At 48.6% G+C, this 23,985-nt stretch carries 25 protein-coding genes; 21 read left to right on the top strand and 4 right to left on the bottom strand.

The genetic code is table 11. The features are described from left to right. The first annotated feature begins 128 nt into the window (after positions 1-128). The 15 genes from AC58UW_RS24960 (at position 129) to AC58UW_RS24890 (ending at position 12,466) form a co-directional block, all read left to right on the top strand. Positions 129-419, top strand: a complete 291-nt coding sequence (locus AC58UW_RS24960) for a hypothetical protein (RefSeq protein WP_497423274.1) — start codon at positions 129-131, stop codon at positions 417-419. Positions 420-442: 23 nt separating this feature from the next. After that, positions 443-796, top strand: a complete 354-nt coding sequence (locus AC58UW_RS24955) for an alpha-helical endospore appendage domain-containing protein (protein WP_497423273.1) — start codon at positions 443-445, stop codon at positions 794-796. Beyond that, complete coding sequence (locus AC58UW_RS24950; protein WP_497423272.1) at positions 793-1,098, top strand: hypothetical protein; 306 nt, start codon at positions 793-795, stop codon at positions 1,096-1,098. The genes AC58UW_RS24955 and AC58UW_RS24950 overlap by 4 nt, the downstream gene beginning before the upstream one ends. Positions 1,099-1,426: 328 nt before the next feature. Continuing rightward, positions 1,427-2,236, top strand: a complete 810-nt coding sequence (locus AC58UW_RS24945) for a glycosyltransferase family 2 protein (protein ID WP_497423271.1) — start codon at positions 1,427-1,429, stop codon at positions 2,234-2,236. Positions 2,237-2,283: 47 nt separating this feature from the next. Then, positions 2,284-3,336 carry a glycosyltransferase family 2 protein gene (locus tag AC58UW_RS24940; RefSeq protein ID WP_497423270.1) on the top strand — a complete coding sequence of 351 codons (1,053 nt, stop codon included), beginning with the start codon at positions 2,284-2,286 and terminating at the stop codon, positions 3,334-3,336. After that, entirely contained in the window at positions 3,333-4,061 is a 729-nt protein-coding gene (locus AC58UW_RS24935) for a glycosyltransferase family 2 protein (protein WP_497423269.1), read from the top strand. Before AC58UW_RS24940 ends, AC58UW_RS24935 begins: the two co-directional genes overlap by 4 nt. 28 nt (positions 4,062-4,089) lie before the next feature. Next, the gene (locus AC58UW_RS24930) at positions 4,090-4,851 is read left to right on the top strand and encodes a sugar phosphate nucleotidyltransferase (RefSeq protein ID WP_497423268.1); all 762 of its coding nucleotides are present in this window, start codon (positions 4,090-4,092) and stop codon (positions 4,849-4,851) included. After that, positions 4,848-6,059, top strand: a complete 1,212-nt coding sequence (gene lhgD, locus AC58UW_RS24925) for an L-2-hydroxyglutarate dehydrogenase (protein WP_497423267.1) — start codon at positions 4,848-4,850, stop codon at positions 6,057-6,059. Before AC58UW_RS24930 ends, lhgD begins: the two co-directional genes overlap by 4 nt. Continuing rightward, positions 6,056-6,622: a dTDP-4-dehydrorhamnose 3,5-epimerase gene (gene rfbC / locus AC58UW_RS24920; RefSeq protein ID WP_497423266.1), complete on the top strand. Its 567-nt coding sequence runs from the start codon at positions 6,056-6,058 to the stop codon at positions 6,620-6,622. Before lhgD ends, rfbC begins: the two co-directional genes overlap by 4 nt. Next, positions 6,619-7,659: an NAD-dependent epimerase/dehydratase family protein gene (locus AC58UW_RS24915; protein ID WP_497423265.1), complete on the top strand. Its 1,041-nt coding sequence runs from the start codon at positions 6,619-6,621 to the stop codon at positions 7,657-7,659. Before rfbC ends, AC58UW_RS24915 begins: the two co-directional genes overlap by 4 nt. Continuing rightward, positions 7,659-8,555: a dTDP-4-dehydrorhamnose reductase gene (gene rfbD / locus AC58UW_RS24910; RefSeq protein ID WP_497423264.1), complete on the top strand. Its 897-nt coding sequence runs from the start codon at positions 7,659-7,661 to the stop codon at positions 8,553-8,555. The genes AC58UW_RS24915 and rfbD overlap by 1 nt, the downstream gene beginning before the upstream one ends. Further along, positions 8,552-9,766 (top strand): CgeB family protein, encoded by a 1,215-nt coding sequence (locus tag AC58UW_RS24905; protein ID WP_497423263.1) that lies wholly within the window; start codon positions 8,552-8,554, stop codon positions 9,764-9,766. The genes rfbD and AC58UW_RS24905 overlap by 4 nt, the downstream gene beginning before the upstream one ends. Before the next feature lie 4 nt (positions 9,767-9,770). After that, complete coding sequence (locus tag AC58UW_RS24900) at positions 9,771-10,802, top strand: GT-D fold domain-containing protein (RefSeq protein WP_497423262.1); 1,032 nt, start codon at positions 9,771-9,773, stop codon at positions 10,800-10,802. Further along, complete coding sequence (locus AC58UW_RS24895; protein WP_497423261.1) at positions 10,799-12,217, top strand: glycosyltransferase family 2 protein; 1,419 nt, start codon at positions 10,799-10,801, stop codon at positions 12,215-12,217. The genes AC58UW_RS24900 and AC58UW_RS24895 overlap by 4 nt, the downstream gene beginning before the upstream one ends. A 15-nt stretch (positions 12,218-12,232) precedes the next feature. Then, complete coding sequence (locus AC58UW_RS24890; RefSeq protein WP_497423260.1) at positions 12,233-12,466, top strand: hypothetical protein; 234 nt, start codon at positions 12,233-12,235, stop codon at positions 12,464-12,466. 66 nt (positions 12,467-12,532) lie between these two features. On the opposite strand, the gene AC58UW_RS24885 is transcribed toward AC58UW_RS24890, so the two are convergent. After that, positions 12,533-13,522 carry a ketoacyl-ACP synthase III gene (locus AC58UW_RS24885; RefSeq protein WP_497423259.1) on the bottom strand — a complete coding sequence of 330 codons (990 nt, stop codon included), beginning with the start codon at positions 13,520-13,522 and terminating at the stop codon, positions 12,533-12,535. A gap of 400 nt (positions 13,523-13,922) precedes the next feature. Then, complete coding sequence (locus AC58UW_RS24880; RefSeq protein ID WP_497423258.1) at positions 13,923-14,897, bottom strand: GntR family transcriptional regulator; 975 nt, start codon at positions 14,895-14,897, stop codon at positions 13,923-13,925. A gap of 161 nt (positions 14,898-15,058) precedes the next feature. On the opposite strand from AC58UW_RS24880, the gene AC58UW_RS24875 reads away from it, so the two are divergent. The 3 genes from AC58UW_RS24875 to AC58UW_RS24865 all read left to right on the top strand — a co-directional run bounded on the left by AC58UW_RS24875 (position 15,059) and on the right by AC58UW_RS24865 (position 17,371). Continuing rightward, complete coding sequence (locus AC58UW_RS24875) at positions 15,059-15,583, top strand: HPP family protein (protein WP_497423257.1); 525 nt, start codon at positions 15,059-15,061, stop codon at positions 15,581-15,583. A gap of 108 nt (positions 15,584-15,691) precedes the next feature. Further along, positions 15,692-16,432: an MBL fold metallo-hydrolase gene (locus tag AC58UW_RS24870; protein WP_497423256.1), complete on the top strand. Its 741-nt coding sequence runs from the start codon at positions 15,692-15,694 to the stop codon at positions 16,430-16,432. A 117-nt stretch (positions 16,433-16,549) separates the two neighbouring features. Continuing rightward, on the top strand, positions 16,550-17,371 hold the full coding sequence (locus tag AC58UW_RS24865; protein WP_497423255.1) for a peptidoglycan-binding protein: 822 nt from the start codon (positions 16,550-16,552) through the stop codon (positions 17,369-17,371). 119 nt (positions 17,372-17,490) lie between these two features. On the opposite strand, the gene AC58UW_RS24860 is transcribed toward AC58UW_RS24865, so the two are convergent. Then, positions 17,491-18,522 carry an anthranilate phosphoribosyltransferase gene (locus tag AC58UW_RS24860; protein ID WP_497423254.1) on the bottom strand — a complete coding sequence of 344 codons (1,032 nt, stop codon included), beginning with the start codon at positions 18,520-18,522 and terminating at the stop codon, positions 17,491-17,493. Further along, complete coding sequence (locus tag AC58UW_RS24855) at positions 18,519-19,166, bottom strand: ANTAR domain-containing response regulator (RefSeq protein WP_497423253.1); 648 nt, start codon at positions 19,164-19,166, stop codon at positions 18,519-18,521. The genes AC58UW_RS24860 and AC58UW_RS24855 overlap by 4 nt, the downstream gene beginning before the upstream one ends. 471 nt (positions 19,167-19,637) lie before the next feature. Between AC58UW_RS24855 and AC58UW_RS24850 the strand changes: the two genes are divergently transcribed. The 3 genes from AC58UW_RS24850 to nirD all read left to right on the top strand — a co-directional run bounded on the left by AC58UW_RS24850 (position 19,638) and on the right by nirD (position 23,974). After that, positions 19,638-20,879, top strand: a complete 1,242-nt coding sequence (locus tag AC58UW_RS24850) for a nitrate/nitrite transporter (RefSeq protein ID WP_497423252.1) — start codon at positions 19,638-19,640, stop codon at positions 20,877-20,879. A gap of 298 nt (positions 20,880-21,177) precedes the next feature. Continuing rightward, a complete protein-coding gene (gene nirB / locus AC58UW_RS24845) occupies positions 21,178-23,598 on the top strand; it encodes a nitrite reductase large subunit NirB (protein ID WP_497423251.1) in 2,421 nt (806 codons plus the stop codon). A gap of 25 nt (positions 23,599-23,623) precedes the next feature. Further along, complete coding sequence (gene nirD, locus AC58UW_RS24840) at positions 23,624-23,974, top strand: nitrite reductase small subunit NirD (protein ID WP_497423250.1); 351 nt, start codon at positions 23,624-23,626, stop codon at positions 23,972-23,974. Positions 23,975-23,985 lie beyond the last annotated feature (11 nt).

Raw genomic sequence — 23,985 nt, 5'->3', positions numbered from 1 at the left:
GCTTTTTCAGTATGTATTGGATACCCAAGGAATTTTGGCACAATGCCTCAGTCACATTGTATTCCCACTTCAACCTATGCCGCATATGCTAAATGGGAAAGCCTAAGCGCAAGAGGAGGGAATTACACATGCAGGACCAAATTACTTCGATTCTGGAGCATATGGCGAAGTCGCAGCACGAGTTGGCGCGCACCCTGGAGGCCAAACGCGAGGTGATTGCTCATATGGCGAAGATGGTTAGTGAAATCCCTGACCATAATCCTTCCTTCGGAGAAATCGAAGCATTAATGGAACATTCCCTGAGTATTACCAAAGGGATAACAGGTTATTTAAACAGTCTTGCTGATTTAGAGGATGCCATCGCGGATAATCTGTCGCCGATTGTAAAGGCCATGAAAGAGCAGCCCGCTGATGAATAAATGAGGGGCAGGGAGTGGAGACATTGAGCAGAACGGATAGTTACTTATCTTACTTGGATGCTACCGCCAAAATACAATATAATGTAGCTCTTATTCTTGAGGCTAAGGCGCTGCACGCTGAGAAGTCGCGCAATTGGATATGCCGACACCTGTCCACAGCCGCATATGAAAGCAATGCTGAGCATGTGAAGCAAGCGGTGGATATCCATGAACAGCTCATCGAAGTCATTGATGGAATTACCAAAATGGAGGTAGCCTTCGCCAAAAACTTGGGCGTTCTCATTGTGGAAGAAGAAGATAACGCTAGCCTTGGCGGCAGTGTTGGTGGCGGTTTTGGCGATTTGTTCGGTGGTTCAGGCCTCGAAGATACCAAATGAAGATAAATGAAAGAGAACAGCAGATTAAGCTGGATATACTAGAATCTCTCGCAAGAAGTCAGCGGGCTTTGGCTCGAATCATTGAGAGTGTCGCCGACTCGGTAGAGAGTTCGCCGCAGCTAGCCGGACAAATTGCTGACAATCTGACATCTATCGTGGGTTATCAACGGATTTTGACGAGGAAAATCATAGGATTATCTATTCGCGTGAAACAAAAAGGAACCCCAAGACAACCATGGTTGAACGTGAATACCGGCGTTCTTCAAGGTAAGCGCAAGCCCCCCTCTTCTTCGAAGGAATAGAAGAGGATGGGGCTTTTTTTACATCATCCCGCTAAATGACCCTGATCTCCTTTTTACTATAAGCGCTTTCATCAAAACCGTAGTAGTCATTCGCCAATTTCTAGCCAAGCTAGGTAAGCGCATATGAATCTGTCCCAAGGCAGTCATACTATAAAAGCAGGTCGAACATACAGGATCCAGTTGCCCCGAGAAGGGAAGGCGATCTGTGATAGATGTCCTATTTTGAGCTAGAGATGATACGGGCTTAAACGTATGCCGTGTCCATCGGGATGGATAAACATACAATGGGTACGAAAACGAATGCACATCACAGTGGGAGGGTGTGGACATGAAACAGCGTGGGCAGCGAAAGTTGTTAATACCCAGGAGGAGAACGAGGCCTGTTTTCAAGCCCATTTCAAATCATGCATCGCCAAAAGTATCTGTCGTCATCCCTGCAATGAACGAAAGGAAAACAATCGCGTCCGTCATTCGTCAAGCCCGATTGGTTCATCCAGCAACAGAAGTCATTGTGGTCGTCAATGGATCCTACGATGAGACAGAGCGAATCGCCCGCCAGATGGGGGCACGGGTTATTTCATTTAAGGAATCGTTAGGTCATGATGTCCCCCGAGGCGTAGGCGCGAGTCATGCGAAAGGGAGCACCATCCTGTTCATTGATGCGGATATGGTGATTGCAGCCAAAGATTTGCGGCCATTCGTGCAGGCAGTGGATCGTGGGGTTGATGTTGCGCTAAACAGCTACTCTGGCAAAACAGAGAAAATGGATGTACATCCTGTTGTGCTAGCCAAACACGCGCTAAATGTTGCACTCTCCCGACCAGACTTGCGAGGAGCTTCGATGACGACAATCCCGCACGCTATTAGTCGTAAAGCGCTAAACGAAATTCATGCTGCTAATTTAGCCGTGCCGCCGCTCGCTCAAACCATAGCATGTGTTAAGGGACTCACGCTCCACAAGGTTTACAACGTGAATGTGGGTCTGACGAATCCTCGAAAACGAAGAAAATTTAAGGTGGACCCGCTGCAAAATCTTATTCTTGGAGATCACCTCGAAGCCCTGAATTGGCTTCATGAACAGACGAATGAGCGTGGTCAGCTAACAGATTTAACAAGGGACCGAACCTTTGTGGGGTGAAGCTGTTGAATAAACTAGTGAAAAAGCGTGTGAAACAAAGGCCAAAAGTGAGAACCATCATCCCTGTACGCCGTATACGCAGGGCTTCCAGACCAACCAGAACGATGGCGATGTCGTTGGCAGGGTTAAGAAGAAAAGTGCACGCAATTGGTTCCCGCTATGCCACGGATCATCCCTTGCAAGATGGGATGGATCCAAGTTCGTATATCAACTCCCTCTGGTACTCCTTTTATACATCAAGGGAAATCGGGATTATTACGGAGGGGCAGTATCTTCATGTCTCTCGGGCGTTCCTTGCAGGTTATTGCGAGAAGCTGGGGATTCCAACCCCGAATCTCGTATTAGTTCCGACAAGGCAATCAATAGGTGCGGTCATTACAGTATCTAATGAAGAAAAGACGATTGCGCGTGTGCTGGATGCGCTTGAAAGAATGCCGCTTAAGGAAATCATTGTCGTCATTAACGGCTCAACTGACAACAGCGTTCATATCGCTAAGCAGTGTCCTCGTGCAACGATCGTACATTACCCGAATCTTGTTGGTCATGACGTTGGCAGGTCTATTGGCGCCAAGCTCATCTCAGCAGACATGGTGTTGTTCTTGGATGGCGATATCCCGATTCAATCCGAGGAGCTGGTGCCTTTCATTCGGGCCATCGACCAAGGTTGGGATATTGCTTTAAACGACATTTCCCCTTATATGGGTCTTTTCACGTATCGCGATGGCGTTTCGATGGTCAAACAATTCGTCAACCGTGTTCAGGGTCGACCAGAGCTTAATGCCAACTCCATGACGGCGATTCCCCACATGCTTTCCCGCAAAGCGCTCGAGGTTATCGGAAGCGCAGCGTTAATGGTACCTCCTAAAGCGCAAGCGAAGGCAATCCGTTATGGATTGCGTATTTGTGCACCGACAAGCATAGATGTGGTTACTTCCAACAAACCTACCCGCTTGAACACCGGAACCACGAATCCGGTATCTAATCTCATTGTAGGCGATCACTTGGAAGCACTTCATATGCTGCTTCAAGATCATGGTAGAAGACTTGAATTTAAGGATGTTCTTCGTACGCGAACAGCTCTGGCGGGGGGATCCATATGACTAGCACAAGTATCATCATCCCAAGTTTTAACGAAAGACAGCTGCTTTTAGATTGCATTTATTCCATCCGAGAGCATACACGAATCCCCTATGAAATTATTGTGGTCGACAATGCTTCTACCGACGGGACACTGGATGATCTGATTCGTGAGCAGATCCCCTTCGTGTCCTTCTCCGAAAACCGAGGTTTTCCTGCAGCTTGTAATGCTGGCATGAAGCTAGCTAGGGGCAGCTCCGTGCTTTTGCTGAATAATGACGTTCTGCTCACGCCAAATTGGTTGGATCACATGCTCACTTGTCTGTATCACCGAAATGATATTGGCATCGTAGGTCCGATGACCAATTATGCCAGCGGTATCCAACAGATGAAAGAGCCTTACACGAATATGTCGGATATGATTCTAAAGTTCAATGTTGGAAATAAAGGGAAATACACGGAAGTTAAGCGTTTGATTGGCTTCTGCTTCTTATTCAAACGAGAAGTGATGGATAAGATCGGTTACCTGGATGAACAGTTCAGTCCCGGTCACTACGAGGATGACGATTACTGCTATCGCGCAAGGAAGGCCGGCTACAAGCTGATGCTGACCGAGGACACCTTTATCTTCCATCATGGCAGCGCCAGCTTCGGCAAGAAAAGCGAAAGCCAACTGCAAGCCATCGTGGAGCGTTCGCGCAAGCTCTTTATAGAAAAGTGGGGCGTCGACCCCCAAGCATTTTTTTGAGAAAGCAAGAGGAAAGGATGTCGTTGCTATGAAGGGAGTCATTCTAGCAGGGGGAACAGGCACACGTCTGCGACCTTTGACGAAAATGATTAACAAACATCTTCTACCCGTCGGTAAATATCCTATGATTTATTATGGGATTGAGAAGCTGAGAGCAGCGGGAATCACCGATATCCTTCTGATCACGGGTAAGCACTCCGCCTCCCTGTACACGGATTTCTTGGGTAGCGGGAAGGAGTGGGGCGTTAACATTTCCTACAAAATACAAGAAGAGGCTGGCGGTATTGCTGATGCTCTGGAGCTTGCACAAAACTTTGTGCATCCAGGCGAGAAGCTGCTTGTGCTGCTTGGCGATAACCTGTTCGAGGATTCGCTGGCTATGTATGTGAAGCAATTTGAAGCTCAGCCAGATGGAGCGAAAGTGTTTCTGAAGGAAGTGGAGGACGCTAGACGATACGGGGTTCCGGTCATGGAAGGCGAGCTGATCAAGCGGATTGAAGAAAAACCCGAGCATCCGCAATCCTCGTATTGCGTAACAGGCATTTATTTATACGATTCTACGGTATTCGACTTGATTAAGACAGTAGAGCCATCTGCGCGTGGCGAGATGGAGATTACCGATGTGAATAACTTATATGCGATGCAAGGTAAGCTCAGCTATCACCTGCTGACAGGATGGTGGATCGACGCCGGCACATTCCCCTCTTGGTTTGAAGCATCCGATAAGCTGCGCGAGTATCCGAACGTAGAGGCTGCAGCACCTAAGTCGGACGCCGGTGATGACAAGTGAGGAAGTACGATTACATCATCATCGGAGCGGGGATTATTGGCTTGACGATTGCCCGTGAGTTGAAGAAAAGAGAGCCGGATGTATCCATTTGTGTGTTGGAAAAAGAGTCCGATGTGGCGGCACATGCGAGTGGACGCAACAGCGGGGTACTGCACGCCGGCTTCTATTATTCAGCCAACAGCTTGAAAGCGAAGTTCACGAAAGAAGGCAACCAGGCAATGCGGGCTTACTGTAAGCTTAATGGCCTGCAACTGAATGAGTGCGGCAAACTAGTCGTCGCCAAGGATGAATCTGAGTTAGCGGGTTTGGAAGAGCTCAAGCTGCGGGCAGACATCAACGGCGTACAACTCATCTGGATGAATGAGCAAGAGATTGCGTCCATTGATCCGAATGCGAAGACATACCGGAAAGCTTTGTATTCACCAACAACGGCGTCGGTTGATCCCGTAGAGGTTTGCAGGACCCTGAAGCGTGAAAATGTAGAAAACGGTGTAGAGTTTCATTTCCTGACGAAATATCGCAAGCATCGGGGAGACCTCCTTTTTACGAGCTCAGGCACCTTCAAGTATAAGTATTTGATCAATTGCGCCGGACTTTACGCCGACAGTATTGCTCATGACTTCGGATTCGGAGAGAAGTATACGATCATTCCGTTCAAGGGCATTTACTTGAAATATACGAAAAACAAAACAGATGTCGTTACGAATATCTATCCCGTTCCCAACTTGAAAAATCCATTTCTCGGAGTTCATTATACAAAAACTGTGGATGGCAGCATTAAGATCGGGCCTACGGCGATGCCGGCTTTTTGGCGGGAAAATTACCAAGGTCTAGAAGGTTTTAATCTGAAGGAGTTCCTGCAAATTGCCGGCTTTGAGCTGAAGCTGTTTATCACAAATTCGTTTCACTTTAGGCGTTTGGCCTTTCAGGAAATGCGCAAGTATATCAAGTCCTATTTCGTCGGGCTAGGGATGGGGATGGTAAGGGACATCGACCCTAAGGGCTTCGGACATTTTCTAAGACCGGGTATTAGAGCGCAATTGCTCAATGTCGAGACCTTGGAGCTTGTTCAAGACTTTGTGATCGAAGGCGACAATCGCTCAATGCATGTACTCAATGCGGTCTCGCCGGCATTTACATGTTCGATGCCTTTTGCCGCTTATGTTGTGGATCATATTACGAAACAGCGAGGAGGAGCCCTTTCATGAAAGTGATTTCGACCAAGCTGCCGGGGGTCTTGGTGCTCGAACCGAAAGCGCATGGTGATCATCGCGGTTTTTTTATGGAAAGCTATAACCAACAAACATTAGCTGGTGAGGGCATTCACCATGCTTTTATTCAAGATAATCATTCCCTGTCGGTAGAAACGGGCGTTCTTCGCGGTCTGCACTATCAATTGGAGCCGAAAGCGCTAACGAAACTCGTTCGAGTTGTATCCGGAGCCGTTTATGATGTCGTAGTTGATATCCGCAAAGGATCTCCAACCTACGGACAGTGGATCGGCGTTATTCTAAGCGCGGACAACAAACGGCAAATTTTAGTTCCGAAGGGCTTTGCCCATGGCGCTTGCACCTTGGTTCCGAACACGCAGCTGCTGTATAAAGTGGATGATTATTATTCGCCAGAGCATGACCGGGGCATCGCGTGGAATGATCCTGATTTGGGGATTGAATGGCCTGTATCGAATCCAATCTTGTCCGATAGGGATCGTCAGCAGCCTTCACTTGCGCAAGCGGACAATAACTTTATTTATGGAGGGGACTTATCATGAAAACCATCATGGTTACGGGAGCGGGCGGCTACATCGGCAGTGTGCTGGTACGGAAGCTGCTGGATAAAGGCTATGCCGTAAAGGCCGTTGACCGCTTTTTCTTCGGTATCGATAAGCTCCCGCAGCATCCGAATCTGGTAACGATTAAGGAGGACTCCCGCCGTCTGAAGGAGGAAGCCTTTGCTGACGTATATGCCGTCATTGATCTTGTGGCGATCTCCAACGATCCGAGCGGTGAATTGTTTCAGGAAGCAACGCACCAAATCAACCATATTTCCCGTGTGAGCACAGCACATAAAGCGAAAAAGCTTGGCGTGAAACGATACATTCTCCCGTCTTCCTGCAGCTTATACGGCTTTCAGGCACCTGACGTGATCGTCGATGAAACCTCACCTACGAATCCGCTCACGACGTATGCCAAAGCAAACGAAATGGCGGAACACGGTGTGCTTCCATTAGCCGATGAGGCTTTCACCGTCGTTGTCATTCGGCAGGCCACCGTTTACGGTTATTCGCCCCGCATTCGCTTCGATTTGGCCATTAATGGAATGGCATTAGGCGCTTACCAGAATGGGGTTATTCCTTTAATGAGAGACGGTTCTCAGTGGAGACCGTTCGTTCATGTTCAAGACACAACGGATGTCATGTGTTTGCTGCTGGAAGCTGACCCAAAAGTCATCAACGGCGAAATATACAATGTTGGTTCGGACAGCAACAATTATCAGCTAGGTCAATTGGCACAAGAAATCACCGAAGTAATCCCTAAGCCTGTAACGATTGCTTGGTATGGAGCGCCTGATCACCGCTCCTATCGCGTCAGTTTTGACAAAATCGAGAAAGCCTTAGGATGGCAGGGCAAATGGACGGCTGCGCAGGGGGCATTAGAGATATATAACGCTCTGGCTGCAGGCGAAGTGCCAAGCATGGATCAAACGATTACGCTGGATTGGTACAGCGAGCTTATCAAATGGCACAAGATTATTAAGGATGCCACGCTCTATGGCGGTATTTTAGACATTCAAGGATCGAGTGAATAATGAAACGCATTGCGCTGCTAGGCGCCAAAGGTCAGTTAGGCTCCGATATCCATCGGGTATTGAAAGAAAACAGCCAGTTCGAGATCGTCCCGGTTACGCGGGATTTGCTGGATGTGGAGAATACAGAAACGATTATTCCCATTCTTGAAAAGCTTGGACGCATTGACGTGCTCATTAACTGCACGGCGTTTCATAACACTGAACAGTGTGAAGCCGATCCGCTGAAGGCCCTCCGCATCAACTCCATCGCTGTTCTGCGTATGGCGACTTATTGCAAGCAGAATGATTCGCTCTTCATTCATTTCAGCACGGATTACGTGTTTGACGGCAGCAAACAAGCGCCATATACCGAAGAAGATCGGGTGAGTCCGCTGAATGCTTACGGCAGCAGCAAAGCAGCAGGAGAGGAAGCCATCGCAGCTTATTTGGATACCTACTTTATTTTTCGCGTATCCTCGTTGTTTGGCGAAGCTGGGGCCAGCGGGAAAGGCGGCAATTTTGTAGAGACCATGATTAGACTTTCGAAGCAAGGGAAGCCCATTTCGGTTGTTCAGGATGTCATCATGTCACCGACGCACACCCAAGATGTCGCTGAAACCGTGCGGGCTTTCCTCGAACAAGAGATAACAGCATACGGTGTGTATCACTGTTCGGATGAAGGTGCCTGCAGTTGGTATGATCTAGCGGTCCAAACGTTCGCGTTTTGCGGCATTACCTGCGAGACCATACCGATTATGAACAGCGCATATCCTGCCAAAGTGCGCAGACCGTTATACAGTGTGCTGGACAACAACAAACTGAATCGTATTCAGCCGATGAGAAGCTGGCAAAGCGCCTTGGAACACTATTTGCAGCGCAAAGGATATGTCGTTATAAGTGGAGGTGAGATAGAATGAGTGCATTAAGAGCCGTGAAAACGAAGAAATTGCCTTTGCGACCGCTGAGGAATCAGAGGAAACGTGTGCGCAGAGCAGTGAAAGTGAAGAAGCAGCCGGCTGCTTCCTTGTCTCGCTACCAGGAAGAATGGCGAATGGGGAGTGACCAGGGGTTTGGAAAAGGCTGGGCACATGGCTTTCACATGGGACGCTGCCAGAGCTTGATGCGGGATATTCCGCAGGAGCGAGGCATTCTCTGGGATTTGAAGGTGATGTTCGTTAGGGCTAACGGACTGCCGTATACAGCGATGGATGAAGGGATCGAGGGTAGTCTGCGGGATATGGTGAGAGAAGTCATTGTCGTCAATCCAGCCGATCCTCTTGTTCAGATTGCAGCGGAGACAAGACCCGATCTTGTACTCGTGCTCGATGCCATAGGGCAATCATTGCCGGGAGATGTCGTGCAAGCGATTCGGGCGCATGGCATTCGCACGGCGATCTGGCTTCCGGATGATCCGTATCACTCGGATCAATCGACGGGACTCGTCCCGAACTTTGATTATGTATTCACACTAGAGAAGAGCTGTGTTGAGCCTTATAAGCTACTTGGTTGCCAGAATGTGCATTATTTACCGTTCGGTATCAATCCAGATTCCGTTAAGCTGGACTATGTGCCTACGAATTTTCGCAAAGATATTTGTTTCATTGGTACAGCTTTTTGGAATAGAGTCGCATTCATCGATGAAATGGCCGACTATCTCCGAGACAAGGATATCATGATTAACGGCTACTGGTGGGATCGGCTAACCTCCTACGATAAGCTGTCCTCCAAAATTCAAGGCTACTGGTTGAGCCCGCAAGATACGATGAATTATTACCATGGGGCCAAAATCGTGATCAATCTTCACCGGGCTACCGACGATAAATCCCATAACAGCAACAGCAGACAAATCCCCGCTTTCTCGCCTAATCCACGGCTTTTTGATATTACAGCGTCTGGAACTCTGCAGTTGACGGATGTCCGTGATGAGCTGACGAACTTCTATAAACCTGGGGAAGAACTCGATACTTTCAGTTCCCCGCAGGAGCTTATCCAGAAAATAGAGTACTATTTAACGCATGAAGAAGAGCGGCAGCATATCGCTTTGCGAGGATTGGCGCGGACGCTGAAGGATCACACGTATCGCAAACGATTAAATGAATTGTTAACGATAACGAACAAAGGCGGGTGAGCGTATGTTGCCCATAAAAAAGAAACAGAGCGTTAAGAAATTAGGCAAAGTGATTTCCTTCCGGCGGAGCAAGCTCTCCCGCAAGCGTAAAGGTCATCTCGCTTCATTTCGGAAAAAGAAGAAACGGCGGAGACTGCCCGTGTTGCCGCTGCAACAAATCATGCCGATTGAAACTGTGGCTGTCTACGATCAAGGCTATAATGCCGGTTATGACAAAGGTTTCGATAAAGGCTACCGGGATGGAAAACATGACGGGGGCGATGCGATTGTCGATCGTTTGCTGCCAGACTACCAGATCCTGCCCGAAATCACGATTGAGCAGGTTGTTGCTGCCGGTGTAGAACATTTGCGGCCGCATATTCTTCACTTGCTTACCGCAAGAGAGCTAGGGGATCGAATTGTCGCTGCACTTGACGCCAGAGCGCCATTTTCCCTTGTTCGATTAGGAGATGGGGAGCTGCTGACCTTAGCACAGGAGACAATCTTATCCGTTGAACAGATTAAGCAAGATGGCGAGTTCCTTCCCTATGCGGGGGTGGAGGTACCCGACCTGGCGGTTAAAGAGGAGCTTGTCCAGGCCATTGTCGGAGCAAGCGTTGTAGGCATTCCGAAGCTGCGGGTACGCAATTTCCAACCGCTTGCGTTCGCAGTGTTTAATGCTGAACATATTAACTACCGTGAGCTTACTTTGACGGATTCGCTGGTGAATTACTACGTGTATCACGAGGGTTACCTGTCGCGCATTACACAGGGCAGAAGGGTGCTGCTGGTCGGCAATTTGGCACCGCATTTAGCAGAAGTGCTCCGCGCGCATGGCGTGAATGTTGTTGGCGAAATTACGCCGGTCCATGGTGTGAAGGATATCCCGCACATTAAGGAAAACATCGCCGGCTACGACTTTGATATCGCCCTTGTTTCTGCAGGCATCTCGGCTGTCATTATTTCAGAATGGATTGCGTCGAGCATGGGGAAAGTAGCGATCGATTTCGGGCATTTGGCGGATTCTATCGTGAAAGGGGAGGCTCCTTACCGATGAGAACAACAACTAAGCGGCGTGTCCAAAAGTCCGCAAGCAAATCACGCAAGTTTCGTAAGCTTGGCAAAATAGGTAAGATTGTATCCCAAACAGGAAGCTATAATCGCGGCTACAATGAAGGTTTTAACTTGGCCTATGACAGCGCGCATGATCATGCCTTTCAGCTTGGCTGGGATGCAGCGCTAACCCCTTCGAAGTTTCAAGGAACGAGCATCATCATCGTTACGACGAATGATCAACGCCAGCACCTCCAGAATTGTATCGACAGCATTTACGAGTATACGCCGGAGCCCTTCGAAATCATCGTCATCGACAATGCCTCAACGGATGATACAGCGGAGTACTTGAAATCCTTAACGGGGAAAATCCGCTACCGGATCTTTACATCCAATCTCGGCTTTGCCGGAGGGACGAATCAAGGGCTAAGGATGGCGCGCGGTTCCAACCTGCTGTTTTTGAACAATGATACCATTGTGACCAAGGATTGGCTGAAAAATATGCTAACTTGCCTGAACAGCAATGAGAAATTCGGTCTTGTGGGCCCAATGACGAATTACATTAGCGGTGAGCAGCTGCTGGAGACGAATTACACCTCCATAGAGGAAATGCACCAACTCGCTGTAAACTTTAATCAATCGAACGCTGCAAAATGGCATGTCACCACGAGATTAACTGGCTTCTGTGTGCTTATGCGGCGCGAGGTATTCGAGCGGCTAGGGTATCTGGACGAAGGATTTGAGATTGGAAATTGCGAGGATGACGATTTCGGGTTCCGAACGCGGATGATGGGATTAGAGCTCGTTATTGCCAAAGATACCTTTATTCATCATGTCGGAAGCGTCTCTATCAAAGCGCTGGGTGAACGCCGTTTTGAAGAGGTATATGGCAGAAATCTGGAGTTTTACGCTCGAAAATGGGGAGACACCCACAGCTTGCTGCATGAAGTTCAGCTTAAGCTGGGCAGCGGAAATGCAGCAATGATTGACTTCTATCCGAGCCATATCATCGTTCGAGGGGTAACACCAGAGCTCTATTGGATTGAGAACGGTCACCGCCACCCCATTGAAGGGGAAACGCATCACTTCTCTGTTACTCGCGTCTCGCAAGTAGATCTGCGCAACTGGCCGAAGGGGCATTCCCTATCGCAACATGACGTACAGAATAAGCTTACTGCGCTTGCACAGGGAGCTTACGTCGATGGGCACTTTCGCGAAGGTGCGCTTGTGCGGACCGAAGATAATGCCGTCTATCAAGTTATTAATAGCAAACTGCAGCGTTTCATTAATGAATGGCCGCTTCGCTATTGGAATCTGGATCTGCGTCACCAAACGACTATTAGCTGGAATGATCTTCATCAGTCAGCACCAGCATTGCCAATTATTGCCCCCGCCATCATTGTGGCGAATAACGTGTAAAGGAGTTAAGAATCTATGAAAGCGAAGTCTGCTGTACGCAGAAAGCCAAGAGGAAAGCTTCTCAGGAAAGCGAAGCCGATTCGCGGCAAGAAAGTGCTCCTGAGAAAGAGAAATCGCCCTGCCAAAGCGCTCCTTACACATAGAGGAGGCTTCGATAAGGGCTTTGACAATGGATACGACAGAGGGTATATGGATGGTTTTCACAAAGGTTTTGAACAAGGCTTCGACCATCAATATTCAGCCTCTTAAGCAAGAGGCGGCAGCTTGAACATTCGGGCTTGGCAGGCTGCCGCCTCCTTTGTTTAGCTAATCACGTTATCCCCAACGCAAAATAATTCCAGCGTGTGTAAGTCCCCCACCAAAACCATATAGCAGGAGCGTATCGCCTGCCTGCACTCTGCCATCTTTTACGCCTAGATCAAGCGCCAGAGGAATAGAAGCCGCAGAGGTATTGCCGTAATACTCTAGGCTGTATAGAGATTTCTCGAAAGGAATTTCACTTTTTTCGCAAATCGATTGAATGATCCGCAGGTTAGCGCTATGCGGGACAAACCAATTAATCTCGGAATGTGAAAGCCCGCTCTTGGATAGCAAGTGCTCAATACCTTCCGGTACCGTGGATACCGCGAATTTGTACACCTCGCGGCCGTTCTGGACGAGCTTTCCGCCGCCAGTGAGAGGTATGTCCTGCCACTGCTCTGCCAGGCCGGTGCGATAAACATGCTTGCCGCCGGAGCCGTCTGAGCCAACATGATGAGCTAGGAATGCCGGATGCTCATCCTCGCGTTCCACAACCACCGCCCCGGCGCCGTCGCCGAAGAGAATGCAGGTCGACCGGTCCGTGTAGTCGGTGATTTTGGACATCGCGTCTCCGCCGACCACGAGCACCTTGCGATGCAAACCTGCCGCGACTAATCCGCTTGCGGTATGAACCGCATAGGCGAACCCTGCGCAGGTGGCGTTAAGGTCGTAGGCGCCGACAGCAGGGAGGTCGAAGTGAGCTTGAATCATGCAAGCCACTGGTGTCGAAGGCAGGTCTGGCGTATGCGTAGTGACAATGATCAACTCTACACCGCTCAGCGATTCCGGATATCTGTCAAGCATGTTTTGGACGGCAGCTATACATAAATGGCTTGTGAATTCCTCGGCCGCGGCGATTCTGCGTTCCCGCATTCCTGTGCGTTGAACGATCCACTCGTCGTTGGTTTCCACCATGGTTTCAAGGTCGGCATTGCTTAAAATATGCGAAGGCACATAGCTGCCTATTGCTGAGATACGGGCATTCAGGGGATTCGAGACAGGCATGAGAAGCTCGCTCCTTTATTATCAAGTATTAGTACCAGGTACTAAGTATAATTAAACTTTACTTGAAAATGGGGTTGCTGTCAATGGTACATGAACACAATAACAATGAACAATGGCGCTAATAAATAATTGCACATAAATCGGCTCATAGCAGCTGTCGAGCTAGGGGAAGGGGAACTACGATCCGCTATTCCTTAGGAATGAACGGATTCGCTCCGTGAATGGGAACTATGATCCTTTATTCCCCTTACTGTGACCTCAATGTAAGGTTTTTAGCAGAAATAAAGCCCTGTAGTTCCGCTGCAAGCCTCCAATCGCCTGGTATCGCCCCATTAACGTCCTGTAGTTCCCCCCTTTCTGTTTCATCCCCAACAATTAATTGAATCCCTATCTAGGGGATTTATTTCATTTGCGTCGCAATTTCATGCAATAAATTCTCGCTGCTTTGTTCCAACTTCATTGGAAATAGCAGCGTTTTATCAGGTTGCAGCTTCTTCAGTTCAGAAAATACGGCCGCAGAGGCATATATTTTGTTCGAGTGCTGAAAGGCCTTATTCAAACGTTCGAGTTCGTTCATCCCCACAATCTCAACATGAAGCTGATTAATCCCTGCTTCGCGAATGCGGCCCGCCATCCATTCTCCGCCTGTTCTTCCCAGGCAAACGAAGGCGACATGGGTACCTGCCTGCAGCTTGGCGATCTCAAGCAGCTCAGAGGCTTCAAGGATTGCCCCGATTACAATAACTTTACTGTCGAAGCGGGCAAACATGGCTTTGGTCTCTTCGGCATGATTCAAGGTTGTGATGACGACATCGGAACGCAGGGCGGCTTCCCTTACGACATCATCATTTAGGGAGCTATCATCGAGAAATAAAGTTTCTACTTCACCATCGGTTGCTCGTTCGATTTCCTGGCGATAAAAAGGGTAGTCATGTCCTCTGCATTCCACCAGTAAAATTCGCAGCTTGCCAACTGGGGAAGGGGGCTGCAGCAAGGAGTAGGCAAGACCAGCGATGAAAAATGATTGCAAATCAAATCCCATTGCCGCGGCATCACGAATCGTATTGTTCAAAAGCTGCTGCATGGGTTTCCGTTCTTCCAAGAGATGGTTGGTCTCGAGCCCACCAGCGATCTGCGTACCGCGCCCTTTCTGCATCGTAACAAGCCCCTCGTCGCGCAGTTGGTTGTATACCCAGTTGACCGTATTTCGATTGAGGCCGAGCTCATCCGCCAATTGACTTGCAGTTGGCAGCATATCGCCAGCCTCCATTTGTTCAATTCCGATTAGCCATTTCAGTTGTTCTTTGATTTGTGTATTTACGTTAAAGGTCAATTGGGGATTAACCTGAAGGAAATATGTTTTATCTTCTTCCACGACAAATAACCTCTTTTCATAGTTGACTAGTTATATTATACCGCTTATTCAGTGGGAATCCAACAATCTAGAGGAGGTTTTGATACAAAAAAACAGTTGACACGCAGAGTATTTAATTATATAACTAGTTAACTAGTAATTTAAATAAAGGTGGTGAGTGAATGAACAAAATCGATGAGGCAGGATTTTGGCTGAAAATGAGAAGCAAGGACAGAAGTCCATTAAAAGTCGTTCCAAAGAATGCGCTGATCGGCTCGATTGGCGGATTTATCGCGATCGCTCTTTTAGCGTTCCTAACGGATTTGACCGCAAATGCTTGGATCATGGCTCCATTTGGTGCAACCTGTGTGTTGGCTTTCGGTCTCTGGGATGCCCCATTGTCGCAGCCGCGCAATATTATCGGGGGGCACTTGATTTCAACCTTGGTAGGGCTGCTTTGTTTTCATCTTTTAGGCCGAAGTATTTGGGTGATGGCAGTTGCCGTAGGTTTGGCAATCGGCTTGATGATGCTTAGCAAAACAACACATCCCCCTGCAGGCGCCGATCCTTTGGTCGTTATTCTAAGCGGCAGCAGTTGGTCCTTTCTGTTTGCACCAGTACTGATCGGATCTGTGCTTATCGTATTTATTGCTTTGATCATTAACAATCTGGTCAAAAAACGCAGGTATCCGACATTTTGGTTTTGAATGAGATCGAGGAAATCGTCCAATTGGACATTGCGACGGAATTACGGGGGGAAGATACAGAAAGGTAACATTCATATAAATCCCAAAAAAAGAAAGAGGTTCTCATACATGAATATTCAAAAGCTTCCTTGGGCCGGTATACGTGCTGAATTAGAAGGCTTCGCAATTGCCATCGACCCCGTCTATCATTTTCCTGCCATTCTTGGCGAGCCAAAAGAGCCATTCGTTCCTTTGGAGTCGTTCGGTCCTGTCAATGCTGTCTTGATCACGCATCAACATCCGGACCATTTCGATCCGCAGGCCATCATTGCCGCTTACGGCTCCGACGTTCCGGTATTCGTTCCTAAAGAAATCGTGGATTTAGCGGCTAGCAGCGGTTTAAACCACGTAACGGGTGCTACTATCGGCGAAACCTTCACCGTCGGGCCATTTACATTGATCGCGGCTCAATCCGTGGACGGCTCCGGTGATCCGCAAGTATCCTGGATCGTGCGCGGAGATGGCAAGCAGATGATCCATGCAGGAGATACGTTATGGCATGGTTACTGGTGGAAGCTGGTTCAAACTTACGGTACCTTTGATGCCGCATGTTTGCCGGTGAATGGCGCCGTTCTGCAATTTCCTCACGTTGCGCCTCACAGTGACCAGCCGATCTGTTTGACACCAGAACAAGCGGTTATGGCGGCACAAATCCTTGGAGCCAAGACCCTCATTCCTATCCACTATAAGGCAGCGCACAATCCGCCTATTTATACGCAGACACCAGACCTGATGAACCGATTAACGCAAAGCGCTCAAGACCGCATTCATTTAAGTATTTTACAAACCAAAGAGATCGTTGCGATTTAAAAATCACGTTGAACTGCCGTTGCTGATATGCTTGTTTATCTTATTGCGAATTATTCATGCAAATGGATAAAATCCAAAAAATAGGTCACTCTAAGGGCTATCGCCCGTGTCGGGCGAATGATACTGACGACGACAGGGAGTGAACGTAAACGCATGTTTCATGGCAAGAAAAAGCATATCTGGATCATACTAATCTGTATCGCGTTGTTCTGCTCTACCTCAACGACCGCTTTTGCCTATGGAAAAGGGGCTAAGGGGCCGGATGTATATGCGGTTCAAGGGATGCTGAAATCTCTGGGTTACTATAGCGGACCTATTACAGGCTACTATGGTAATCAAACACAATCAGGTGTTAAAGCGTTTCAAAGCCGATATGGCCTTCCGGTTACCGGAAATGTCGATGATCAGACGCTGCAGTCCATCCTATGGGCCTATGGGAATTTGAAAATTCCCAAAAAGCAGGCGCCGCCACCGGCACCAACCCCGCCGCCTTCAGAGCCTCCACCGCCGCAGCCAGAGTCACCGCCGGCACCAGAAGCTCCGCCGAGCACGGATCTGACGGCAGAGGAACAGCAAATGCTGGATTTGGTGAACAAGGAGCGTGCTGCTGTGGGACTAGCTGCGCTAGCCGCTGATGCGGAACTGACCAAGACAGCAAGACTCAAAAGCCAGGATATGGTGGATAACAAATATTTCTCCCACGATTCACCGACGTATGGCTCACCTTTTGATATGATGGAGAAATTCGGTATTACCTATAACGCGGCAGGAGAAAATATCGCTTGTAATCAATCGGTACAAGCCGCGCATGAGGCCTTGATGAACTCGCCTGGTCACAAAGCGAACATTTTGAGCAAAGATTACACGCACATTGGCATCGGTATTGTTGCCGGAGGACCGTGCGGTAAAATGTTCACCCAGCAGTTCATCGGTAAGTAAACATACCGGTCTAACAGCCTCTGCCTGAATGAAGGGCAGGGGCTTATTTGTTTCCCGGTCATGGCTTAAAACAGTAAAGCCCCCGCAGAAAATTTCTGCAGAGGGCTTATAACAACTAATTAAGTTGCAGATACCGGTTTGATGGCTTCTGTCCATTCGTTATATGTCTGAAGAGCAGTTCCTTGCTCGATCGCATGACGGGCCATGTAGATACCTTCTTCGATGGACCCGGCTTTCTGGGATACCCAGAGGCGAACGGCGCTGTTCAGCAGCACCATGTTCAAGTAAGGAAGTTCAGCTTCTCCGCGCAAGACGGCCAAAGCCGTTTCACCCTGCAGCTGTGCCGTCCATTCAACTTCAGGCACTTCAACCATTAATTCATAGATTTCTGGATCTACAATGAATAATTCACTGGATCCATTTTGAATCACATAGGTTCTCGTGCGTTTTTCGATGGTAAGATCTTCTGAGCCTTCCATGCCTTGCACAACGATTCCACTCGTGATCCCTAGTTCAATGAGCAAATTCGTAATTTTCTCGAAAACCGTGCCATGGAAGACGCCGACAGCCATGAACGGGGCTTCCGTGAAACGAAGCAACTTCTCGGCGGTGTTGAACACGGTCCGCAAGCCAAGCTCCTTGCGGAGTTCGCGCAGCTCGCCAAGCGGTGCGCACCAGCTTTCCGTTGGCGCGAATAGGAAGCCTGTTCGTGCCGCTGCGGACACCAGCGCTTCGCGTGACGAGGTTAGCGCCGGCACGCCAAGCGCGTCAAGCACGTCCGCCAGCGTGATGCCCCATTTGGGCGGCATGCTCGGACTTCCGTGCAGCGTAGTCGGGAGGCCGCAAGCCGCAAGCACGAATGCGGTCGGCAGTGTCGCAATGAACGTACGGGTGCGACCATCATAAGGTCCTGCGCAGTCCATGCTGCCAGGTATCGGATAAGAAAAGGTGCGTTTACGCAGCGCGTGGATGAAGGCTTTGATCTCATCCGCCGATTCCATTTTAATACGCTCAGCCACAAGAAATGCGCCCATTTGAGCCTGAGTAGCGCTGCCCGTTAGCATGAGTTCTGCTGCTTGGGAAGCCTCTTCATACGAAAGATCTCTCGCTCCGCGTTTTCCGCGGCCTACTTCTTTTAGTAAAGATATCATCGTTTTCGGCCTCCTTGATTCTGATCTCGTAGTATTTGGTACACCTTGACGATGGAGGTAGCGACGTCTACCATACGTTTACGCTCATTCATGGCTTGTTTTCGCAAAAAGTCGTAGGCTTCTGCTTCGGAGATCCCTTTAATCTCGCATAAGATCCGCTTGGCTTGATCGACCCATTTGCGCTCCTCTAGTTTGGAGAGGAGCTGCTCGCGCTCCTGCTGCCATTCGGTTCGATGAAAATAGTGATTCACGCCCAAGAGCAGAGCACAGTGAATTTCAAGCGGACTCATCGTTGAACCGATTAAACCATCTATACCTGCATCCATTCTGCATTCATTAGAAGGAAAAGTGTGCGAGTCACACCACCAGAAGAGGGGAAGGCTGCGCTCAGCCAATACGCGTTTGCGCCATGCCTCCACTTGATCGGAGCTTACACTTAACAAAACAGCATCAATTTTAGGCATGATGAAGGAAATTTCTTTGATCGTAGATGCCGTGTAGACGCGAAAGCCCAAGTCCTTCAATACCTCGTCAGGCATGGATGCTTGTGTACCATTAGAATGGCTCATCTCGTTTGTGGATGGGGAGGAGGTAGCCGAGCGAGTTTGCTTCAACTCGTCGATCAGTATAAATGATTGCAACATTTGAATACCTCCATCGTTGTAAGCTTTATAACTCTATGGTAACTTTATGTGAGGTTTCTTCGGTGGATGAATGGTTATACGGCATTACTATAGCATATGAAATTGTTTTTTGTCGATATAGTAGATGAAATGGAATGGTTAAATATTTTTATGTTATGTTTATTGACATAAGTGTAAAGCCGTACTATAATCAAGTTAGAAATCGGCACAATGATGTGCCCCTAACGCAGGCAATGGCGCCTATCCCCTTACAAATACGTAACCGGATAGGCTTTTTATGTTTACTTTACAAAATTTAACGAAACATGCTGTTCACGAAGATGTGGCAGCAGTGGCAAAGAGGCCGACAAACATCCCAATGTATGTAGGGGTATGTTTGTCGGCCTTTTCTGTCCATGGGTGTCCAGACAGGCAGGAATCAGGATAGGGATTAAAGAAGGCGAAAAGCCTCACAAAAGGAGAGGGAAGCACATGGTTGATCGGAAAAGTTTTATGCAAGTGGGACACAAAGGGTCTTTGTTTAGTTCATTTTTGTATTTTGACATGAGCTTCATGGTATGGGTGCTTTTAGGACCTCTGGCGGTCGTACTTGCGAATGATTTCCACTTAAACGCTGCTGAAAAAGCGAACCTCGTTGCCTTGCCTACATTAGGTGGAGCGGTGCTTCGACTGGTGCTGGGCGTACTGACCGATAAGATTGGTCCTAAGCTTACTGGACAAATCGGACTAACGCTAACCTTAATTCCCTTATTCTGGGGATGGCAGTTCGCTGACACTATGAGCGATATGTACTTCGTGGCATTGATGCTCGGTATCGCCGGAGCCAGCTTTGCAGCCGCACTGCCGTTAGCGAGTTCCTGGTATCCACCGCAATATCAAGGTTTGGCGATGGGAATCGCCGGAGCAGGGAACAGCGGGACGATCTTCGCTACACTCTTTGCTAACCGGATTGCTCAGCATTATGGCGATTGGCATGTGGTGTTCGGTATTGCGATGATTCCAATTGCCATAACGTTGGTTGTTTTCAGTATTTTGGCAAAAGACAGCCCGTATAAACCAGCGCCCAAAACGGTTGCCGAATACGGCAGGGTTTTGAAACAGAAGGACTCTTGGTTGTTCTGTATTTTATATAGCGTAACGTTCGGCGGTTTCGTTGGAATGTCCACGTACTTAACAATCTTCTTTAATACACAATACGGTCTTTCACCGGTCCGAGCTGCTGATTTTACAACCCTTTGCGTAATCGGTGGAAGCTTCTTCCGACCTGTAGGCGGTTGGCTTGCCGATAAAGTTGGCGGCATTCGGATGCTAATGGGATTATATGGGGTTGTCGCACTGATGATGGCGGGGATTTCAACACTCCCAGCACTTTCGGTTACAACGGTCTTGTTATTCGTGGCTATGATGGCTTTTGGCATGGGGAACGGTTCGGTCTTCCAGCTTGTGCCTCAACGCTTCAAGTCAGAGATCGGTGTGGTTACTGGAATTGTCGGCGCTGCAGGCGGCTTAGGCGGATATTTCCTGCCTAAAATTCTCGGAAATGTGAAATTGGCAACAGGTTCTTTCGCACCAGGTTTCCTTATCTTGAGTGCAATCGCTGTGTGCTGCGTTATTTTGATTGCATCTGTGCAAGGGCAATGGAAGCGCAGCTGGATTGGCGATGGAGGCAAAGTGAAAGTATCTCCAACAGCAATTGATAGCGTGCATGCTTAGGTAATAGGTATAGCTGCTGGTCCTGCGGTGAGTTACCAACAGGATCAGCAGCACCACCTGATGAAAGTAAAGTGTTTGCTCATGCAGCCTGACACATTTCTGCAGGCAATATGAGCAAAGACGTTTACGACTTGCCGTCTTTGGTAGTTCAATCGAGCTACTTAAGCTCCATATCCCATATTTGCCATTTGGGAGTATCGCGTAGATTGCTGCTCCCAAGTGGACCTTTTTTAGCAGGACGGGTGTGGATAACTAAATGGGATATAGAGATAGAAACACTAGAGAGGAAGATGAGACCATGGCTCAAAAAGAAAAGTTGGTATTAGTCGGAAATGGAATGGCTGGTGTTAACGCAGTTGAACATTTGCTTAAACTTGCTCCGGATAAATATGAGGTAACTATTTTTGGGAGTGAGCCTCATCCGAACTATAACCGGATTTTGCTGTCCTACGTCCTTTCGGGAGATTCCAAAGTGGAGGATATTGTTATCCACCCCTATGAATGGTACACCAATAACCATATAACGCTCTATACGAACCAAACAGTGACGGCAATTGATACGGCAGCTCAAACAGTCACGAGCGACAAAGGCGTAACGGTTTCCTACGATAAATTGATTTTGGCAACAGGGTCCAATCCTTTTATGATTCCAATGCCTGGCGCAGATAAAGAAGGGGTCATGGCCTACAGGACCATCCGTGATTGTGAAATCATGATGGAATCCGCGAAAAAGTATAAAAAAGCGGTTGTCATCGGCGGAGGCTTGCTTGGCTTAGAAGCAGCCAGAGGCTTCCTGAACTTAGGAATGAAAGTGGATGTCGTTCATATCACAGACGCGATCATGGATCGTCAGTTGGATCGCACAGCATCCAAAATGCTGCAAGCAGCTCTGGAGGAACAAGGAATTAACTTCTTGCTAGCGAAGCAATCCGCAGAAATCGTCGGTCATAAACGGGTTACTGGTTTAAAATTCAAAGACGGCACTATGACGGAAGCGGATCTGGTCGTTATGGCGGTGGGAATTCGGCCGAATGTAGAACTTGCCAAGAATTCGGGCGTAGCATGCAATCCCGGTATTATTGTAAATGACTACATGCAAACAAATGTTCCCAATGTGTACGCGGTCGGGGAATGCGCGATGCATCGTGGCGTTGCCTACGGGTTGGTTGCGCCGCTCTACGAGCAAGGCGCTGTGTTAGCGAAGCATTTGGCAGGCGTGGAAACAGGTCCTTATGAAGGCTCGGTGCTCTATACGAAGTTGAAAGTATCTGGTGTTGACGTCTTCTCTGGCGGGAATTTCGTGGATGAAGAAGGAACCAAAGCGATTCGCATTCATGATGAGTTCACAGGTGTATATAAAAAGGTCGTCATTAAGGATAACAAAATTGTCGGTGCTGTGCTCTTTGGGGATACGTCGGACGGCACGCGGCTCATGCAAATGATTCGTGAGGAAACCGATGTCAGCGGGATGGCCAAGACAGCGATTTTGACGGATTCAGCAGGCGGTGGCGGAGCAGCTTCAGGTGTTGCCGACATGAAGGACGATGCGATTATTTGCGGATGTAACGGGGTGACCAAAGGGGCGATCTGTTCAGCGATTAAAGATCAGGGCCTAACCTCCGTTGAAGAGGTGAAAAACTGCACGACAGCTTCACGTTCTTGCGGCGGCTGTAAACCGCTTGTGAGTGATTTGTTAGCCTTTACGCTAGGCTCCTCCTACGACAAAAATGCCGCTAAAGAATCCATTTGCTCTTGCACGGAACATACCCGGGATGAGGTTGTCGAAGCGATTCGCGAAAAAGGCTTGTCGCATGTCCGTGAAGTCATAAGCGTGCTTGCATGGAAAAATGAAGAGGGCTGCTCCAAATGTCGCCCTGCACTTAACTACTACCTGGGCATGATTAGCCCTGAAACATACAAGGATGATAGCACTTCGCGCTTCGTTAACGAGCGTATGCATGCGAATATTCAAAAGGATGGCACGTACTCCGTTGTTCCACGGATTTATGGCGGTGTAACGAATCCGACGGAATTGAAGCGGATTGCCGAAGTAGCGGAGCAATTCAATGTCCCAACCGTGAAGTTCACAGGCGGACAACGATTAGACTTGCTTGGCGTGAAAAAGGAAGACCTTACAGCGATGTGGGAAGCGCTGGATATGCCTTCCGGCTATGCTTACGGCAAAGCCTTACGTACGGTCAAAACATGCGTCGGAGACACGTTCTGCCGGTTCGGTACAGGCGATTCCATGGCGGTCGGCATTGAACTGGAGAAGCGTTTTGAGCGCTTAAACACACCGGCCAAAGTGAAGCTGGCGGTATCAGGATGTCCCCGGAACTGCGCGGAATCCGGCATTAAGGATTTAGGCATCGTATCCGTAGATGGCGGTTGGGAGCTGTACGCCGGAGGAAACGGCGGTGTGAAGGTACGCGTTGGCGAGCTCCTAACAACCGTGAAAACAGAGCAAGATATTATTGAATACACCGAAGCTTATCTGCAATATTATCGCGAGACTGGTAAATACGGCGAGCGTACAAGCGAATGGGTACACCGTTTGGGGATTGAGCACATCCGTGATGTTGTTGAAAATGAGGAAGAGCGTAAACAACTATGCGACCGGATTGAACAAGCGCTTGCTGTTACGAAAGACCCTTGGAAACAAGCAATCGATAGCAAGAAAATTCAACGCGATCTGTACGAAGTCGTCGAGCTAACCTAAATAAATCACTCAGGAGGAGAAGACCATGAAGACACAAGAAGAGCAAATGATTTGGGTTGAGGCCGTATCTTATGAGGATTTAGCGGTGAACACAGGCAGAACGATTCGGTATCAAGGGGAGGAAGTAGCCCTTTTCAAGCTGAAAAGCGGCAAACTGACGGCTATTCAAAACCGTTGTCCGCACAAAGCAGGCGTGCTTGCGGAAGGTATTGTCTGTGACGAGCACGTTTTCTGCCCCATGCATGATCGTAAAATTCATCTGCCTTCTGGTCTCGTGCAAGCTCCAGATACGGGCTGCGTGCATACCTATTCGACGAAAGTTCATGATGGAACTGTTTTCATAGGATTTCCGGTAGGTAAAGAATTGGCTTGTTAAGGGTGGGGCGA

Source organism: Paenibacillus sp. J22R160 (assembly GCF_059692135.1).
Note: the sequence above shows the minus strand (reverse complement) of the source record. Positions and strands in the feature narration are given on the sequence as shown.

What these genes read in the sequence shown, in the direction of transcription:
- AC58UW_RS24945 (WP_497423271.1), top strand. Translation starts at nt 1,427, where the DNA reads ATGAAACAGCGTGGGCAGCGAAAGTTGTTAATACCCAGGAGGAGAACG.
- AC58UW_RS24950 (WP_497423272.1), top strand. Translation starts at nt 793, where the DNA reads ATGAAGATAAATGAAAGAGAACAGCAGATTAAGCTGGATATACTAGAA.
- AC58UW_RS24875 (WP_497423257.1), top strand. Translation starts at nt 15,059, where the DNA reads ATGAACAAAATCGATGAGGCAGGATTTTGGCTGAAAATGAGAAGCAAG.
- AC58UW_RS24885 (WP_497423259.1), bottom strand. Translation starts at nt 13,522, where the DNA reads ATGCCTGTCTCGAATCCCCTGAATGCCCGTATCTCAGCAATAGGCAGC.
- nirB (WP_497423251.1), top strand. Translation starts at nt 21,178, where the DNA reads ATGGCTCAAAAAGAAAAGTTGGTATTAGTCGGAAATGGAATGGCTGGT.
- AC58UW_RS24870 (WP_497423256.1), top strand. Translation starts at nt 15,692, where the DNA reads ATGAATATTCAAAAGCTTCCTTGGGCCGGTATACGTGCTGAATTAGAA.
- AC58UW_RS24960 (WP_497423274.1), top strand. Translation starts at nt 129, where the DNA reads ATGCAGGACCAAATTACTTCGATTCTGGAGCATATGGCGAAGTCGCAG.
- AC58UW_RS24890 (WP_497423260.1), top strand. Translation starts at nt 12,233, where the DNA reads ATGAAAGCGAAGTCTGCTGTACGCAGAAAGCCAAGAGGAAAGCTTCTC.
- AC58UW_RS24865 (WP_497423255.1), top strand. Translation starts at nt 16,550, where the DNA reads ATGATACTGACGACGACAGGGAGTGAACGTAAACGCATGTTTCATGGC.
- rfbD (WP_497423264.1), top strand. Translation starts at nt 7,659, where the DNA reads ATGAAACGCATTGCGCTGCTAGGCGCCAAAGGTCAGTTAGGCTCCGAT.
- AC58UW_RS24905 (WP_497423263.1), top strand. Translation starts at nt 8,552, where the DNA reads ATGAGTGCATTAAGAGCCGTGAAAACGAAGAAATTGCCTTTGCGACCG.
- AC58UW_RS24900 (WP_497423262.1), top strand. Translation starts at nt 9,771, where the DNA reads ATGTTGCCCATAAAAAAGAAACAGAGCGTTAAGAAATTAGGCAAAGTG.
- AC58UW_RS24855 (WP_497423253.1), bottom strand. Translation starts at nt 19,166, where the DNA reads ATGTTGCAATCATTTATACTGATCGACGAGTTGAAGCAAACTCGCTCG.
- AC58UW_RS24860 (WP_497423254.1), bottom strand. Translation starts at nt 18,522, where the DNA reads ATGATATCTTTACTAAAAGAAGTAGGCCGCGGAAAACGCGGAGCGAGA.
- rfbC (WP_497423266.1), top strand. Translation starts at nt 6,056, where the DNA reads ATGAAAGTGATTTCGACCAAGCTGCCGGGGGTCTTGGTGCTCGAACCG.
- AC58UW_RS24930 (WP_497423268.1), top strand. Translation starts at nt 4,090, where the DNA reads ATGAAGGGAGTCATTCTAGCAGGGGGAACAGGCACACGTCTGCGACCT.
- AC58UW_RS24915 (WP_497423265.1), top strand. Translation starts at nt 6,619, where the DNA reads ATGAAAACCATCATGGTTACGGGAGCGGGCGGCTACATCGGCAGTGTG.
- nirD (WP_497423250.1), top strand. Translation starts at nt 23,624, where the DNA reads ATGAAGACACAAGAAGAGCAAATGATTTGGGTTGAGGCCGTATCTTAT.
- AC58UW_RS24935 (WP_497423269.1), top strand. Translation starts at nt 3,333, where the DNA reads ATGACTAGCACAAGTATCATCATCCCAAGTTTTAACGAAAGACAGCTG.
- AC58UW_RS24850 (WP_497423252.1), top strand. Translation starts at nt 19,638, where the DNA reads ATGGTTGATCGGAAAAGTTTTATGCAAGTGGGACACAAAGGGTCTTTG.
- AC58UW_RS24895 (WP_497423261.1), top strand. Translation starts at nt 10,799, where the DNA reads ATGAGAACAACAACTAAGCGGCGTGTCCAAAAGTCCGCAAGCAAATCA.